Genomic DNA, 16,533 nt, shown 5'->3' with positions numbered 1-16,533 from the left:
TTATTCCCATTCCGGGATTATATTCTCTTTTTGTGTCAAATAAAGATGTAAGAATTAAACATAATTACCTATTTAATATCAATTATATTACATTTTCTCTGATATCATCTACCACGTCAGGGTTAAGCAAAGTAGAAGTGTCTCCGAGGTTTTCTGTATCGCCGCTTGCTATTTTTCTTAAAATCCTTCTCATGATTTTACCAGATCTGGTTTTAGGCAAACCTGGTACTATTTGTATTTTATCAGGCTTAGCAATAGGTCCGATAATCTTACTAACCGTCACTCTTATTTCCTGCTTAAGGTTTTCCTCAGAACGGCCTTCCATATCACAGATAACAAAAGCATAAATTCCTTGCCCTTTAATATCATGCGGATAACCGACCACCGCAGATTCCACTACTTTAGGGTGCTCATTAATAGCGTTTTCTACCTCTGCAGTACCCATTCTATGGCCGGAAACATTGATAACATCATCTACCCTACCTAAAATACGGTAGTAGCCATCTTCATCACGTTTAACACCATCACCAGTAAAATAATACCCTTTAAAACTGGAAAAATATGTCTGCTTACACCTATCATGATCCCCATAAGTAGTTCTTAAGATAGAGGGCCATGGAAATTTAACACAAAGGTTTCCTTCTACACTATTGCCTTTCAGCTCATTTCCATCATTATCCAAAATAGCCAACTGTACACCTGGCAACGGTAATGTGGCATAAGACGGCTTAGTAGGCGTAACACTGGCAATAGGGGATACTAATATACCACCCGTTTCTGTTTGCCACCAGGTATCTACCACTGGGCATCTTCCTTTGCCTACATGATCATGATACCAGTGCCATGCCTCTTCATTAATAGGTTCACCTACGGAACCCAATACACGTAAAGAATCTAATTTATATGGCTTTAATACCTCTGCTCCATAAGCCTGTAGTGCACGAATAGCAGTAGGTGCAGTGTAGAACTGATTTACCTGATATTTATCGCAAATCTCCCAGAAACGACCGGGGTTAGGGTAAGTAGGTACTCCTTCGTACATGATAGTAGTAGCTCCGGCCAATAGCGGTCCATAAACAATATAAGAGTGACCGGTGATCCAACCCACATCAGCCGTACACCAATAAACATCTCCTTGATTATACTGAAAAACATTTTGGAATGAATAACAAGAATATACCATGTAGCCTCCGCAGGTATGCACCACCCCTTTAGGCTTACCGGTAGACCCTGAAGTATAGAGAATAAAGAGCATATCCTCAGAATCCATAATTTCAGCTTTATTCTCAGTAGACACGCCCTCAATAGCATCATGCCACCAAATGTCTCTACCCTCCGTCATAGTCACTTCCTGACCAGTACGCTGATATACTATTACCTTTTCTACTGTTGATGTTGATTTCAGCGCTTCATCAACTACGGATTTTACTTCTATCTTTTTATCTCCTCTATAATTACCATCGGAGGTAAGTACCATTTTAGCTTCGCAGTCATTAATTCTATCAGCCAAGGATTGTGAAGAAAACCCTGCAAAAACCACGGAATGCACCGCTCCAATACGCGCACAAGCCAACATGGCTACTGCTGTCTCAGGCACCATTGGCATGTATATAATTACTCTGTCGCCCTTTTCTACTCCATTTTCTTTTAAAGTATTAGAAAACTGGCAGACCATCTCATATAACTCCTTATAGCTTATAGTCCTATTGTCTTCTTTCGGATCATTTGGTTCCCAAATAATGGCAGGCTTATCACCAAGCAAAAAGAGGTGCCTTTCAAGGATATTTTCGGTAATATTTAACTTGGCATTTTTAAACCACTTCACATCTGGCCCATCAAAGTCCCACTCCACTACCTTATCCCATCGCTTATGCCAGTAAAATGCATCGGCTATTCTGCTCCAAAAGTGCTCAGGGTCCTGCACACTCTTCTGGTAATCATAAAAATAGCCACTTAATGTCTGGATTTTATTGATCATACTTTTAATTGTTGATTAGTAATATTTTTTGCCTGTCGCCGCTCCCTAAATTGCAAAAAAACCATCATACGACGAAACACTATACTGCAAACGTTATCGAAAAGTATAATGTTTAATGTTCAAACAAACAAAAAGAGCTCTTCACCTGGCAGTAAAGAGCTCTTTTATAAGATATAAATGCTTTGAATTATTTTACCGTACTGTACTCATTTAAAACCTATAAGTAAGAGTAAGTCCCGAAGCCCCATGCTTTCTATAGTATCCTGCACTGATACGATCAAGCTTCTGTTCATACTTCTTCTCTTTTGAATTTCCTACAATAGCTAGCACCACGCCAGTAATAGTAAGAGGAACCCCAACTATGGTAAATAATACGCCAACAACACCCTCAGGGTCATCAGTAGTAACAGTATTACTACTGCCACCATAACCATTAGAATTAGAGTCTACCCAATCTGCCTGATTTATCAATGCCACACCCGCTGTAGTCATAACAGCACCGCCTATGGCCATAGCCATACCTGTACGCTTTAACCTACCGTACTTTTCCACCTTTCTCAGATAGGTTAACTGATTCTCATCAAACTGAGCCTGAGTAAATTCAACATTAATTAAAACTAGTATCAAAGCTAATCCTAATGCCTTCATCAATTTTATTGAGTTATATTTAAACGCAAGATATAGAGTTATTTGAATAGAAAAAAGCAGAAATTAAAAATACATCTCTGCCATTACTGCTATAAGAGCTCCAAAAATAGCCACTCCCAGCTTTTTGCCATTAAACCGATGGTTGGCATTATTTTCAAAAATGATCGTAGTAGAAATGTGCAAGAAACTTCCACTTACTATAGCAAAAACAATAGTGAATGTCTCTGGATTTAGTGCTTCATTCTCCACATAATAATCACCCAAAAACAAGCCTAAAGGAGAGGCCAATGAAAAGATGAGTAGAAATATACCTGCCAGCACTTTTTTCCCTAGCTGACATACTAATATTGACATTAAAGCAAAAGCCGCAGGTGCCTTATGAATTATAATTCCGAAGAGCAACGTTTTGGACTCATGGTGGGCGTGAACCGTACTTGGATGAGCCAATAATGATCCCTCCAAAAATGCGTGTACTGACAAAGCCAACAGCACCATGATGGCTCCGCTCTTGGCATGGTTATGATTTTCTCCATGCACATGCATATGACCGTGCTCCACACCAGAAGAAAAATATTCTAAAATGAGTTGAATAAAGAAACCTATCAGAATATAAAGACCTATACTGATGGGATCTTTAGAATGAGTAAAAAGCTCAGGCAAAATATGAATGATAGTAATGGAAAACAGATAAGCTCCCGCAAACACCAGTATCAACTTATAGTTTATCCCTTGTTTTTGAGGTATAAAAAACGCGACTGTGCCAGGAATTACAGCTGCAAAAAATAAAAATATCAGATTAAAAACCATTCAAATTTTGTTAAACGGCAAATATACAACATTGTTGCAGTTAGCTCCTCTATTTATTTGCTTCGAGCTATAAAAATCATCCGTTCCGATTTTTTTTCATCATAATCATTAAGATCGTAGTCGCCAAAAAGCTTCACTACTTGCAACCCGGCCTTATCAAAATAATTAAAGAAGTGTTCCTTATATAAGATCTTTACGCGCTCATAGAACTTATAAAGCTTCCCATTATCAGCAAATTCTATATTTTTAATAATGAAACCATCCTTACTTAATTCCTTAGATATTTTAAATTCTATGCCCTGCTCCACTTTCGTCTGATGCGGAACCATGTTTCGAATAACCCAATGAGGATTTAAAAAATCGATAAGAAAAGCTCCTTTCGACCTTAAGCCTTTTGCCACTGAGGATATTGTTTTTTCATTCTCCTCCTCTGTGCCGAAATATCCAAAACTGGTAAATAGATTAAGAATGAAATCAAATTCTTGATGAGCAAAAACTTCTCTCATATCATGCTCGTAAAACTTCAGTTTAGCATTCTCAAACTGCTTAGCATATTCAATATTGTGAGCTGACAAGTCTACACCCACTACTTCAAACCCTTTTTCATTCATATAAACAGAATGCCTTCCCTTGCCGCAAGCCAAATCCAGCACTTTATGATCTGGCGTGACCTGAAAATAACCTATAAGGTTGTCAATAAACTTTTTAGCCTCAGCAAAGTCTCTGTTTTTATAAAGTATATGATAATAAGGTGAGTTAAACCATTCCCCAAACCATTCTTCTACCACCTTTTTCATTATTTTGCTATTTCAATGTCTTCCCTTATTCCCTCGGTAATAAAGTGATGTAACTCCCCATTGGCATCTGTATACACCAGCAAGGCATCAAACTCAGTATGCTCTTTAAAAAAGACCATTGATTTTTCCTTGCCCATCACCATACAGGCTGTGGCCAAAGCATCAGCCGTCATACAGTCAGGAGCAAAAACCGTAGCACTAAGCAATGAGTGTTTAATGGGGTGGCCAGTTTTAGGACTTAGTGTATGGCCATACATCACGCCGTCAATCACCTGATAATTGAAATAATTACCAGAAGTCGCCATGGCTCTATCCTTTATTTTTGCGTAAGCGTAATAATATTGGTTCAACTGATCCGAACGAGGATCTAATATACCCACTTCCCAGTATTTATCTTTCTGCAAATTTTTACCCTTGGCACAAACTTCACCTCCTATTTCTACAAATAGATTCTCTATTCCCTTATCCTCCAGAAAATGACCCACTACATCTATGCCATACCCTTTAGCCAAAGCACTAAAGTCTAACTGCACGCGATTATCAGATTTCCAAACCTGCTTTTCATTATAAAGCACCTTCTCCATGCCCACGAAAGTCATTAGTGAATCTATGTAAGCGCTATCCACTGTTATTTCCTTTTGAGGACCAAAGCCCCAGGCATTAACCACTGGCATAATGGTAGGGTCAAACGCACCATCAGTATATTCAAATATTTTACGGCTATCTTCTAACACGGGGTAGAAAAATGGACTTTCAAAAACAAATACCGAATCTCTATTAAAACGGGATATTTCTGACTCAGGAATATAAGTGCTTAAAGACTGGTTAAATACCTGCAGCAATGAATCTACTTCCTTCTGAAAGTAGCGCGTATCATCATCAAAATATTTAATATGATATTCTATAGGCCCCATGGTTTTACCGGTAAGATACCCTAAAGGAATTTGATTACTCTTCCTGTATTTCCAAACCAAAAAAACGGCCAGCAACAGCACCAAAGTATATATGATATTTTTATATCGAAGTGTCATACAATAAAAATTTGGCGCAAAATTAGTCAAATTGAAGAGGCTTATCTTTATTTAGAATTATTAATTAGGGAATTATATCTTAAATTCACACTTGGAAAAAGGGAATCTAATATCTGGTTGACTAATATATGAGAGAAGACTATTTAAGTGGAGATGGAGAAGGGCTCAATGCTGGAGAAAAAGAAATTGAAAAAGCACTCAGGCCTTTAAGTTTCGGCGATTTCACAGGCCAGCATAAGGTGGTTGAGAACATTAAAATATTTGTTCGTGCTGCCCAGCAGCGGGGAGAATCTCTGGATCATGTATTGCTTCACGGCCCTCCGGGATTAGGAAAGACCACTCTATCTCACATTATAGCTAATGAGCTGGATACGAACATCAAGATCACCTCAGGCCCGGTACTGGATAAGCCCAGTGATTTGGCGGGCTTACTGACCAACCTGGAAGATAATGATGTGCTCTTCATAGATGAGATTCACCGCTTGAACCCTATAGTAGAAGAATATTTGTATTCGGCTATGGAAGATTTCAGGATAGATATTATGCTCGATTCAGGGCCTAGTGCGAGAACGGTGCAGATCAGCCTTTCTCCCTTTACCTTAATAGGTGCAACCACACGTGCCGGACTACTTACCTCGCCACTGAGAGCCAGGTTTGGAATAAATGCCCGACTAGAATATTATGATGCCGAACTTTTAAAAACCATTGTAGAGCGCTCCTGTAGCATCCTTAATTGCCCCATTCATGAAGACGCAGCATACGAAATAGCACGCCGAAGCCGTGGTACTCCTAGGATCGCCAATAATTTACTTCGCAGAACCCGGGATTTCGCTCAAATAAAGGGGGATGGCACCATTACAAAAGACATAGCTAAAATGGCTCTTGATGCACTGGATGTAGATGAACATGGCCTTGATGATATGGATAACCGCATACTTACTACCATTATAGAGAAGTTTAAAGGTGGCCCTGTTGGCATTTCTACCATAGCCACAGCCTGTGGTGATGAGGCAGAAACCATTGAAGAAGTCTATGAGCCGTTTCTGATTCAGGAAGGATTTATAAAAAGAACGTCACGAGGCAGAGAGGCAACTGAACTAGCTTATAAGCATTTAAAAATAGTGCCCCCTAATAAAACGAGAGGGCTATTTGATTAATATAAATAGGTTGATAATAAGCTAATTTCCTTTAACAAAGCCGGACTTCATTGAAGGTCTTGTTACAAAATCTATCTTTGTAGCGTGCAATCAAAAAGTGAAAGAAGCCATATAATCAAAAAAATTGCTCATGACCTGGGTTTTATGTTTTGCGGTATAGCCAAAGCGGAGTTTCTAGAGGAGGAAGCTCCAAAATTAGAAAAATGGCTCAAGCAAAATATGCATGGCAAAATGAGCTATATGGAAAATCACTTTGACAAACGACTGGATCCTACCAAATTAGTTCCGGGTGCAAAATCAGTAGTAAGCTTGGCTTATAATTACTATCCTGAAAATGATTTAGCTCAAGAAGAAGGCTTCAAAGTGGCCAAATATGCCTATGGAAAAGATTACCACTTCGTTATAAAAGAGAAGCTCAAGCTCTTTCTTGAGATGATCAGGGAAGAAATTGGCGATGTAGATGGCCGTGTGTTTGTTGACTCCGCCCCTGTGATGGAGCGAGCCTGGGCCAAGAAAAGCGGAATAGGCTGGATCGGCAAGAACAGCCTAATCCTGCGAAAACAAGCAGGCAGCTTCTTCTTTCTGGCTGAACTAATTATAGACCTGGATTTAGAGTATGACGGCCCCGTGAAAGACTACTGCGGCACCTGTAGTGCATGCATGGATAACTGCCCCACGGATGCCATTACGGAACCTACCGTGATAGATGCTAACCGATGCATCTCCTATCTAACTATAGAGCTAAAGGACGAGATTCCAAACGAACTACAATCTAAAATGGACGACTGGATCTTCGGCTGTGATGTTTGCCAGGATGTTTGTCCGTGGAACCGATTCTCCAAAGCCCATCAAGAATCACAATTTAAACCACACCCCCAACTAGGCGATTTAGACAAAAAAGAGTGGAAAGAACTCACAAAAGAGGTTTTTAACGAAATTTTCAGAAAATCTGCCGTTAAAAGAACTAAGTACGAAGGGCTGATGAGAAACATACAAGCAGCTGAAAATGAAGGTGATAGTTAATCTTCATTTTCAGTCTGTTCATTTTATTATTTCAGTTCTACTACAATTACTCCATTGGCCGCTTTTTCGCCAAACTTCTCTACTGCGGTCTCTCCTTTGTAAACATTTAAGCTCTTAATATCGGCAGGATTCAGATCTTTTATAGAATCCACTTCTTTAAGGCCAGATGCTGTTTTAATATAATATTTTGGCCCTGAATCTGCCTGCACCTGATCAATTTTAAGCACAACCCTTGGATTCTCATTGATAGGAGTAATAAAATTATAGGATAGCTGCCCATCGGCTTCTTTATATTTATTGAGCTCCTTTTGTTGAGCAGCCGTTAATTGATTCTTGATCTCAATAAGCATGGATAAACGTATTTTTTTTGCGTCTTTTTCCAAAACCAACATTTTTTCCAGCATATCAATAGATTTTTCAGAATCTACATGACTACCTTCCAACATTTGCTTCATGCTGACCTGGTAAGCATCCATATCCCATTTTAAAGAATTAAAATTGGCCATATGATCGGCATGAATTTTCTTAATTGCAGTCACCTGTTTATCAGTAAGTTTAATTTCATTACGGTATTTCATTACCAGGTCAGCACTATACAGCTCCTGCTGAAATACATCCTGACTAAACGCCAGCCATGAAATGGACGAGAGACATACGAGCATTAGTATCTTTTTCATATTCTTACCTTGTTTAAAAATCGTTTATTAATGAAGCAGTAGGAGATTCCCACTCGCTAACAGTAGTTTCTTCTTTTATCAAATAATCAGAGCTTAATGATGGCCCTGTCTCTATAATAATGCTCATTTCAGCCACATTTTCTGTAGCCTTCCCCTCAGAAGGAAGTAATGCATAACCTATACCTGCCAGCACCACCACTGCCAGTGATGAAAAAACTAAGGAAAGCCTGACCTTCCTCTTGCGCTTCGCCGGAAAGGCAGGAATTTCTATACTCTCTTCATCTTGCTTCTTCATATTATTGAAGAATTCTTTCATTAATTTCTCATCTTCCATAAGCATATTTATCTTGAATCAGCTCTTTCAATTTTTTCTTTCCGCGGTCATAATGTGTACGCACCGTACCTAAACTCACATTTAAAACTTCGGCAACTTCTTCCAGCGTGAGGTTATGATAAAAAACCAGCAGAAGCACTTCTTGCTGCCTCTCTGGGAGTAGTTTCAGTAAGGCCTCATAGTTCTCCGTCTCGGTTTCAGAGGTGTCATTCGGCAGCCTTGAAATATCAGCCATATCTAAACTGGAAAACTTACTTTCCTTCTTTAGCAAATCAATCGCTGTATACTTTACAACAGAAAACAACCAGGTTTTCACCGTTGAATTACCTCGGTATTTAGCCCTCCCCTCTAACACTTTCAAATACACTTGCTGCAACACTTCATTAGCCGTATCACTATCATAAAAACAGCACTGACGAGCCCAAAGGAAAGCTTCCTTATGCATAACTTTTAATTGGTGCTCTAACTCTTTTTGTGTCATTCTTACCCCTTAGTCTGGCTTGCTGCTGATTTATATGACAAGCCATGAAATAAATTTAGAAAAATTTAGCGCCCTTATTTATTTCTAGATTGTAGAAGATATATGATTTAATTTCAATATATTAGTTCTACAATCTGGAATATAATAAGTATACCATGAAAGAAACTCGATTAGGAGAGTTTGAAGAAGTGATATTATTACTGGTAGGCATATTAGAAGAAGATGCCTATGCTTTTAAAATATCAGATGAATTTGAAGCGCAAACAGGGCGTTCTGTTTCTATAGGAGCGGTACACTCCACCTTAAACCGACTATCGGAAAAAGGCTTTCTTAATTCTGAAATGGGTGCTTCTTCTCCTGAAAGAGGAGGCAGAAGAAAGCGAATATATACAATTACTGCATTGGGGCACAGGGTGTTGACAGAGGCGAAGGATTTTAGGGTTTCCCTTTGGAACCAATTTCCTGGTCTTGCCAATGGTTAAGAAAAACAACACACCACCTAAGCTTGCAGAACGCTTACTTCTCTGGTTTTTAAAAGAGCAGCTGGCAGAAGAGGTATTAGGTGATTTGAACGAGAAATTTTATAGCGAAGCTGCAAATGGGTCATTGCGGCGAGCTAAACTCAATTATTGGCATCAGGTAATTCATTATCTGAGACCATTTGCAATAAAAAGTATTAGTTCAAAAACTCAAAACACCATGCTTATTCACCACCTAAAAATTGGCCTTAGAAGCATTAGGTCTTCTAAGTCATATTCCATCATCAATATTTCAGGGCTCGCCTTGGGTCTGGCATCCTTCCTCTTCATTATGCTATGGGTTAATGACGAGCTCCAGATGGATAACTTTCACTCCAAAAGCCAACAGCTTTATAATGTCTACCAAACCATAGAAGAACAATCCGGCAATCTAAATGGCAGCCCCAATACACCTTTGAGCAATGCAGGAGCTCTACTTTTAGATTCCGCTGAAAGTGAAATTCCTGAGGTGAAAATGGTGAATCACTATGCCACGGGTTATGAGTTCCCCTGGGGCTTCCCCAAAACTTTTAGACGGGGAAAAAAGCTGTTTAAGCTGTCAGGCTCAAGAGCAAGCCCTAATTTCTTTAAGATGTTTGATTACACTGTTATTGCCGGCAGCAAGCAAGCAGCTATTAAAGATATTAGCAGCATTGCCATATCCAGAAAAATGGCTCTCCTGTTTTTCGATTCACCGGAAGAGGCCATTGGCAAAAGCCTCAACTATGAAAATAATCTCGATTTTCAGGTGCAGGCTGTCTTTGAAGATGCGCCTCAACATAGCTCACTGGAGTTTGATTATCTCATAAATATAGAAAATCAAATTTTGCATAAAGTAGAATGGGCTTCTCATAAAATAATTACTACCTATTTATTAGAAGAAGGAGCCAAGCCCAACCAAGTGTCTCAAAAGCTTAATGCCTATTTAGCCAATCGGCAAGATGAATCTTCTGGAAAAAATATACGAATAGGCTTACAACCATTTAAAGATCAATACCTGGTTTCCGGTTTTGATAATGGTAAGCCTGCTAACGGTAAAATGGCTTATGTGAAGTTGTTTATCGCGGTGGCCATATTTATTTTAATCGTGGCCTGCATTAATTTCATGAACTTATCCACAGCCAGATCGGTAAAGAAAGGTAAAGAAGTAGCCGTTCGTAAAGTGGTAGGCTCTTCAAAAGGACTTCTTGTGCAGCAGTTTTTGAGTGAATTTCTGCTAATGACTTTAATGGCCTTTTTTCTCGCCATACTAATAGTGTTTAGCTTATTGCCAGCTTTCAATCAGTTTACTGGTAAGCAAATAGAGCTTCCTATTACAGAATTATGGTTTTGGGGTTCCCTTTTGATCCTTGCTTTTATCACCAGCTTTGCCGCAGGAGCATATCCATCCCTGTTTTTGTCGGCACTTATACCGGCTAAAACACTAAAAGGAGCCGTTCGCTTTTCTAATCGCTCCAGATTTTTTCAGAAAGGACTAGTGGTCTTTCAGTTTTGCCTCTCCATTTTGCTACTCATTGCCACGGTAGTATTTACCTGGCAAACCAACTATATCAGCAACAGCCATTTAGGTTATAATAAGGAGAATCTCATCTATTTGAGAATAGAGGGAAACTTAAATTCCAAATACAATTTATTAAGAAAGCGACTGACTAATATGCCTGGTATAGCCATGGTGGACCGCAGCAGCGAGGCACCTCACGCCATGAATTTTGAAGTATCAGACCCTATTAACTGGGAAGGTAAGGAAGATGGACAGATAGTTAATTTCAAACCTGTTTCCGTCGGGTTTGATTTTACGAAAATAATGGGCTTGCAGGTGGTAGAAGGCCGCACTTTTAACAGGAATATCGCCAGTGATTCCAATGCTTTTATGGTCAATGAAATGGCGTTGAACGAAATGGGCATTAAAGATCCTATTGGCAAATGGATATCAGCATGGGAAAAGAAAGGGCGCATTATCGGGGTCATAAAAGATTTTCACACTCACTCCTTCAGGCAGAAGATAAAGCCTTTAGTGATAGATGTAAAAGAGGACTTATACTTCGGTGAAATCATAGTACGTACCGAAGTAGGGAAAACTAAAGAGGCTTTAGCCAGTATGGAGCAAATTTTCGAAGAAATCAACCCTGACTACCCATTTAATTATCAGTTTTTGGACACTGAATACATGAAACTTTATAAAAGTGAAGAAACAGTGTCAAAGCTTTGCAACCTGTTTGCCGGGCTGGCCATCATTATTTCTTGCCTGGGCTTATTAGGCTTATCTATGTTTTCCGCTCAGCAGCGCACCAAGGAAATGGGAATACGAAAGGTGCTGGGTGCAAATATGACACATATTATAACCAAATTCTCCCAGGAATTTATTGTGCTTGTGGCCTTGGCATTTCTTATCACCACCCCACTAGCATGGCTTTTAATGAATCACTGGCTCCAGGGGTTTGCCTATAGAATTGATTTAAGCTGGTGGATTTTTGCATTAGCCGGACTGGTAATAGTTAGCATTACTTTACTCACGGTAAGTTTTCAATCTTATAAAGTAGCGATGGTAAATCCTGCTCGTACACTCAGATCAGAATAGTGAAAACCACAAAAAAGTCAATACCACCCCAACTAGCCGAGCGCTTGCTCACCTGGTTCCTAAAAGATGAGTTAGCCGAAGAGGTACTGGGTGATCTGGATGAAAAATTTTATAATGCCGCCGCAAAAGGGTCATTGTGGCAGGCTAAGCTTAATTATTGGTATCAGGTGCTGCATTATTTCAGGCCTTTTGCTATTAGAATTTTTAGGTCAAACCACTCAACAAACAACATCATGCTTCAGCATTATTTTAAAATATTTACCAGGAATTTAGGTAAGAATAAAGCCTTTTCTTTGATCAATATCAGTGGGTTAGCTATAGGTCTTACGGTGGTGATGATCATTGCCTTGTGGGTGAAGGATGAATATTCTTATGACAGGCATTTCGATAATTATGATCGAGTAGCGCAAGTAATGTACCGGCAAACTTATGAAGATGGCGTAAAGGTGGGGCTTTCTACAGCCCGGCCACTAGAGTTTGTGCTGAAAAACGATTACAATGGCTTGTTTAAACAGGTAGTGATGACTGCCTGGAATAGGGAGCATATTCTTTCTCATGAAGATAATAATGTGGTAAAACATGGTACTTACATGCAGGAAGGTGCCGAAGAACTGCTTTCATTAAAGATGATATCAGGGAGCGGTAAAGGGCTTCGCGAACCAGGAAATATATTGTTATCCGCAAGTGCTGCCGATGCTCTATTTGGCGATGGAGAGGCTGTCGGACAAACTATTCAGCTGGATGCGGCTCATGAGATGTTTGTAGCTGGGGTTTATCAAGATATGCCTCCCAATACTTCTGCTAACTTTTCACAGTTAGATTTTATAGCACCATGGTCATTATATGTGGCTAGTTCTGAATGGATTCAATCTGTGGAGCAGGTTTGGGATCAGTCATTTCAGACTTTTGTTTTACTGAATGAAAATGTTTCCATGGCTCAAGCCAATGCTGCTGTTGAGGGCGCTTTGAAAAACAGGGATCAACATTTGACGGATACAAAAGCTGAACTTTTCTTATATCCCATGGAAGACTGGCACCTGCGAAATCACTGGGAAGAGGGTGTTTTAGATGGAGGAAGTATTGATTTTGTACATCTTTTCGAAACCATAGGAGTATTTATATTGCTGTTGGCTTGTATCAATTTTATGAACCTTAGCACAGCCAGGTCAGAACAGCGATCCAAGGAAATAGGCTTGAGGAAATCAATTGGTTCAGGCCGTTTTCAAATCATTTTCCAGTTTTATATAGAAAGCTTTTTGATTGTATTCGCTGCCTTTATTATATCGCTTTTTGCGGTGTATCAATTGCTCCCTTATTTCAATAATTGGACACATAAGAACATTCAATTACCTCTCGGCTCACCAACATTTTGGCTAATTGTAGGATCATTCATAATCATTACCTCCCTAATGGCGGGCAGCTATCCTGCCATATACTTATCTTCTTTTAATGCCATTAAAGCCTTGAAAGGCAAGGTAAGGCAAGGGGCCGCTGCAATTATCACCAGAAAATCATTGGTAATCACCCAGTTTAGCGTGGCTATTGTATTAATAGTTTGTACGGCCGTGGTTCACCTACAGGTAAATTTCACTAAAGACCGACCCTCGGGATATAATAAAGCCGGGCTCATACAAATACAGCTCAACTCTGATGCCTTCAAATTTAAATATAAAAGCCTGCGAACAGAGTTCATAAATTCTGGTGCCGTAGTAGAAATGTCTGGCTCACATAGCCCTTTAACCGATATTTACTCCCGAACCTCAGGGATAGACTGGCCGGGAAAACCTGCTGATTTCAAAGATCAGTTTTTACTAGTGAGATCCTCACCGGAATACGGAGCCACTGTGCAATGGAAAATTTTAGAAGGAAGAGACTTTGATCCTGATAATACAGCAGATGAAGAAGCTGTGATTATAAATGAAGCCGCTGCAAAATATATGGGGTTGACAGATCCTATCGGTCAATCCATTGGCAAGAAAAGAAAATCTCCAATCATAGGCGTAGTAAAGGATATGGTTATGGAATCTCCTTACGAACAGGTAAAACCAACCCTTTATGTTATAGATGGGCCATATAATTTTTATAACCTAAGACTCAACCCGAACCAAAGCATCCATAAAAACCTATCTGTACTGGAAAAAACCTTTAAAAAGAGATTACCCAATGTGCCCTTCAATTTCCAGTTTTTAGATGATCAGTACGCTCAAAAGTTTGAGAGCGAGGAAAGGCTGGGCCAGCTTTCTGGCCTGTTCACTATTCTGGCCATTTTTATTTCATGCATTGGGTTATTCGGGTTATCGGGTTATTTGGCAGAGCAGCGAACCAAGGAATTAGGGATTAGAAAAATTTTGGGTGCTTCGGCTATGGGTTTATGGCAACTGCTATCCAAAGAATTCGCATGGCTTACCCTCATAGCCTGCTTCATATCAGCGCCATTGGCCTATTATTTCATTTCAGAATGGCTTTCTGCTTACCAATATAGCATCTCTATGCCTTGGTGGCTATTTGGAGTTACCTGGGTTGGAATTTTGATTATTGCCTTACTTACAGTGAGCCACCAGGCGGTGAAGGCTGCTTTGATTAATCCGGTGGATAGTTTGAGGGGGAGTGAAAAGATTAAATATTCAACTGCCCATTCTCACAAAACGCTGGTTTTTCATTATGAGATTTATGGTAAAATATTTAGATTGGGCTCTATCATTTAAATACGGGGATGGTTATTCCCTTCATACAGAGGTGCTACATTATATGACGAGCATAACATACATAAATAGGTTATAATTATGACGCAAGTAAGTCTAAGTTGGCTAGACCTAAAACCCAACCAAGACCAATCGGGCAATCAAGAAGAACTGGATGCGTATATTCAAAGAATAAGAAAAGTATTCAAAGAGTTCAATCATATTCAAAATGATATTTTTGAACAATGGATTTGGGCTCATCATAATAACTCTGAAACCTTACGAAATTATGGATGGTTAAATTATGAAAATTTTGAGTTCGTTCTATGTAATTGGACCAATGATGAAATATCGAATGTTAACATAATTGACGAATACTCTGAATACGTTAAAGGAAGAGCAAGCTTTAGCGCAATTAGACAATTTTGTTGTAATAAAACTGATTTAAATTATTGGAAAAATAACGGAACTTGGCGCACTCCTCCGATTATTTTGGATGTATACTCTATTGAAGAAGAATTCCCAAGGTGGAGTGAAATCAAGTATCCATACCAATTAATAGAAGGACATTCGAGACTTGGATATTTAAAGTCAATGATTAATATGACAAAACAAGGAAAAGCCCAAGTTGCGAACACTCATTCTGTTTATATCATGAAAAGTCAAGCAAAATAAAAAGAGTAAAATTAGACAACCAAGAAAGCTCTATTTAGGATTATTATATATCATTCAGAGAAGAAGATATAATAAAAATCTTTGAAGCTTTGAAAAAAATTTAAAAAACAATACCAAACAGGCTCCCCCAGTGCTCGTCCCTTTGCCGCGTAACAATTATTACTGAGGCCTCATGCATAACGGTAACTTGGCCAGAGCCAAGCGACTGATTTAAAAGTAAGAGAACCTCTTCACTATCTTTATATATTAGCTATCGAATATTAGGGAGGTAACGTAACTTTGAATATTAGTTTGATGATGTGATGTGGAAGAGTCGACCATGTTGTGAGGATAAGCTGTTGAATTAATTTCACTTTAGAATGAATAAAGTTAGATTAGCCTCACTATATAAGTGATACTTTTAAAGTATGAAAAGATTAATTTTCAGATCTGTCCTAATAGTTATCGGTGTAGCTATTTTGTTATTTTACTTTGATATGACCGCCTTTTTAGGGTATAATGTGTGGGCGCTTTCAAAAGTACACACTCTAACATTCTTTGCCTCACTAAACTTGATAGTTGTCGGGTTGACCTTTAGTTCACTAGTTTTCCATTTAAGTTATGAAAGTGATTTAAGTAAAATAGAATTAATACTGTTTAGCCTTTTCGTATCCACTTTATTAGCAGTAAAAAAATTTGATACAATTCAAATATTGCTTTTTCAAACTTTATATATACTATTTGTGACTCTTTGTAAAAAAATGTGGCATGGATAATATCTTCCTTGCTATTTTACATTCTCACATGCCTATTCGTATCCTTTTCTCTGCCAAAGAATTGCATCTTATTGATTAATGTAGCTACTATAATCTTAACATTTATTCTTTTTAGCTTACAGTCTGAAAAAACACTACTTATCCTAATATCCATTCTTGCCCTTTTTGTATTTAATTCTTATCTATTTCTTAGATATGAAAATTTAAAGACTCAATTCTTAGTAGTAATTTTATTTCTATCTGCTCTTTTATTTTGCAGATCATTCATAAACATTTATTGGACAAAATATCTACTGATAGCACCATTTGTTTATTTGACTTATATCACTACAAATGCGATTGTTATTGCAAATATAGGGTTAATAACTTCTCCTAATATAGGATTACAAACTT

14 protein-coding genes are annotated in these 16,533 nt (G+C 38.6%); 6 read left to right on the top strand and 8 right to left on the bottom strand.

All coding sequences use genetic code 11. The features are described 5' to 3' along the window. Positions 1 to 82: 82 nt before the first annotated feature. The 5 genes from acs to JL102_RS01275 form a co-directional block, all read right to left on the bottom strand. Complete coding sequence (gene acs / locus JL102_RS01295) at positions 83 to 1,978, bottom strand: acetate--CoA ligase (protein ID WP_202241866.1); 1,896 nt, start codon at positions 1,976 to 1,978, stop codon at positions 83 to 85. 210 nt (positions 1,979 to 2,188) lie between these two features. Next, positions 2,189 to 2,626: a hypothetical protein gene (locus JL102_RS01290; protein ID WP_202241865.1), complete on the bottom strand. Its 438-nt coding sequence runs from the start codon at positions 2,624 to 2,626 to the stop codon at positions 2,189 to 2,191. Positions 2,627 to 2,689: 63 nt separating this feature from the next. Further along, positions 2,690 to 3,433, bottom strand: coding sequence for a ZIP family metal transporter (locus JL102_RS01285; protein WP_202241864.1), 744 nt, complete (start codon positions 3,431 to 3,433; stop codon positions 2,690 to 2,692). A gap of 53 nt (positions 3,434 to 3,486) precedes the next feature. After that, entirely contained in the window at positions 3,487 to 4,230 is a 744-nt protein-coding gene (locus tag JL102_RS01280) for a class I SAM-dependent methyltransferase (RefSeq protein WP_202241851.1), read from the bottom strand. Continuing rightward, a complete protein-coding gene (locus tag JL102_RS01275) occupies positions 4,230 to 5,261 on the bottom strand; it encodes an FAD:protein FMN transferase (protein ID WP_202241849.1) in 1,032 nt (343 codons plus the stop codon). Before JL102_RS01275 ends, JL102_RS01280 begins: the two co-directional genes overlap by 1 nt. Positions 5,262 to 5,389: 128 nt before the next feature. Between JL102_RS01275 and ruvB the strand changes: the two genes are divergently transcribed. Both ruvB and queG read left to right on the top strand, forming a co-directional pair. Next, a complete protein-coding gene (ruvB, locus tag JL102_RS01270) occupies positions 5,390 to 6,418 on the top strand; it encodes a Holliday junction branch migration DNA helicase RuvB (RefSeq protein WP_202241847.1) in 1,029 nt (342 codons plus the stop codon). A gap of 84 nt (positions 6,419 to 6,502) precedes the next feature. Further along, the gene (gene queG, locus JL102_RS01265) at positions 6,503 to 7,441 is read left to right on the top strand and encodes a tRNA epoxyqueuosine(34) reductase QueG (protein WP_317191602.1); all 939 of its coding nucleotides are present in this window, start codon (positions 6,503 to 6,505) and stop codon (positions 7,439 to 7,441) included. Between the two features lie 26 nt (positions 7,442 to 7,467). On the opposite strand, the gene JL102_RS01260 is transcribed toward queG, so the two are convergent. Genes JL102_RS01260 through JL102_RS01250 form a run of 3 tightly spaced genes read right to left on the bottom strand, consistent with a single transcriptional unit; the run spans position 7,468 to position 8,897 of the window. Next, positions 7,468 to 8,118 carry a Spy/CpxP family protein refolding chaperone gene (locus JL102_RS01260; RefSeq protein ID WP_202241834.1) on the bottom strand — a complete coding sequence of 217 codons (651 nt, stop codon included), beginning with the start codon at positions 8,116 to 8,118 and terminating at the stop codon, positions 7,468 to 7,470. A gap of 13 nt (positions 8,119 to 8,131) precedes the next feature. After that, complete coding sequence (locus JL102_RS01255) at positions 8,132 to 8,452, bottom strand: hypothetical protein (protein WP_202241823.1); 321 nt, start codon at positions 8,450 to 8,452, stop codon at positions 8,132 to 8,134. Continuing rightward, the gene (locus tag JL102_RS01250) at positions 8,442 to 8,897 is read right to left on the bottom strand and encodes an RNA polymerase sigma factor (RefSeq protein WP_237390293.1); all 456 of its coding nucleotides are present in this window, start codon (positions 8,895 to 8,897) and stop codon (positions 8,442 to 8,444) included. The genes JL102_RS01255 and JL102_RS01250 overlap by 11 nt, the downstream gene beginning before the upstream one ends. A 191-nt stretch (positions 8,898 to 9,088) precedes the next feature. Between JL102_RS01250 and JL102_RS01245 the strand changes: the two genes are divergently transcribed. From JL102_RS01245 to JL102_RS01230, 4 genes are all read left to right on the top strand, one after another. Next, on the top strand, positions 9,089 to 9,415 hold the full coding sequence (locus JL102_RS01245; protein WP_202241819.1) for a PadR family transcriptional regulator: 327 nt from the start codon (positions 9,089 to 9,091) through the stop codon (positions 9,413 to 9,415). Further along, complete coding sequence (locus JL102_RS01240) at positions 9,408 to 12,029, top strand: ABC transporter permease (protein WP_202241817.1); 2,622 nt, start codon at positions 9,408 to 9,410, stop codon at positions 12,027 to 12,029. The genes JL102_RS01245 and JL102_RS01240 overlap by 8 nt, the downstream gene beginning before the upstream one ends. After that, positions 12,029 to 14,734 carry an ABC transporter permease gene (locus JL102_RS01235; RefSeq protein WP_202241815.1) on the top strand — a complete coding sequence of 902 codons (2,706 nt, stop codon included), beginning with the start codon at positions 12,029 to 12,031 and terminating at the stop codon, positions 14,732 to 14,734. The genes JL102_RS01240 and JL102_RS01235 overlap by 1 nt, the downstream gene beginning before the upstream one ends. A 78-nt stretch (positions 14,735 to 14,812) precedes the next feature. Next, positions 14,813 to 15,385: a hypothetical protein gene (locus tag JL102_RS01230; RefSeq protein WP_202241813.1), complete on the top strand. Its 573-nt coding sequence runs from the start codon at positions 14,813 to 14,815 to the stop codon at positions 15,383 to 15,385. Positions 15,386 to 16,533 lie beyond the last annotated feature (1,148 nt).

This window comes from Fulvivirga sediminis (assembly GCF_016757215.1).
GTDB classification, from domain to species: Bacteria; Bacteroidota; Bacteroidia; order Cytophagales; family Cyclobacteriaceae; genus Fulvivirga; species Fulvivirga sediminis.
The sequence above is the reverse complement of the archived record's forward strand: the minus strand, read 5'-3'. Positions and strand labels throughout refer to the sequence as shown.

Coding starts and splice junctions, on each gene's coding strand:
- JL102_RS01275 (WP_202241849.1), bottom strand. CDS start 5,261: ATGACACTTCGATATAAAAATATCATATATACTTTGGTGCTGTTGCTG.
- JL102_RS01245 (WP_202241819.1), top strand. CDS start 9,089: ATGAAAGAAACTCGATTAGGAGAGTTTGAAGAAGTGATATTATTACTG.
- JL102_RS01290 (WP_202241865.1), bottom strand. CDS start 2,626: ATGAAGGCATTAGGATTAGCTTTGATACTAGTTTTAATTAATGTTGAA.
- JL102_RS01285 (WP_202241864.1), bottom strand. CDS start 3,433: ATGGTTTTTAATCTGATATTTTTATTTTTTGCAGCTGTAATTCCTGGC.
- JL102_RS01255 (WP_202241823.1), bottom strand. CDS start 8,452: ATGGAAGATGAGAAATTAATGAAAGAATTCTTCAATAATATGAAGAAG.
- JL102_RS01260 (WP_202241834.1), bottom strand. CDS start 8,118: ATGAAAAAGATACTAATGCTCGTATGTCTCTCGTCCATTTCATGGCTG.
- ruvB (WP_202241847.1), top strand. CDS start 5,390: ATGAGAGAAGACTATTTAAGTGGAGATGGAGAAGGGCTCAATGCTGGA.
- JL102_RS01250 (WP_237390293.1), bottom strand. CDS start 8,897: ATGCATAAGGAAGCTTTCCTTTGGGCTCGTCAGTGCTGTTTTTATGAT.
- JL102_RS01280 (WP_202241851.1), bottom strand. CDS start 4,230: ATGAAAAAGGTGGTAGAAGAATGGTTTGGGGAATGGTTTAACTCACCT.
- JL102_RS01240 (WP_202241817.1), top strand. CDS start 9,408: ATGGTTAAGAAAAACAACACACCACCTAAGCTTGCAGAACGCTTACTT.
- JL102_RS01230 (WP_202241813.1), top strand. CDS start 14,813: ATGACGCAAGTAAGTCTAAGTTGGCTAGACCTAAAACCCAACCAAGAC.
- acs (WP_202241866.1), bottom strand. CDS start 1,978: ATGATCAATAAAATCCAGACATTAAGTGGCTATTTTTATGATTACCAG.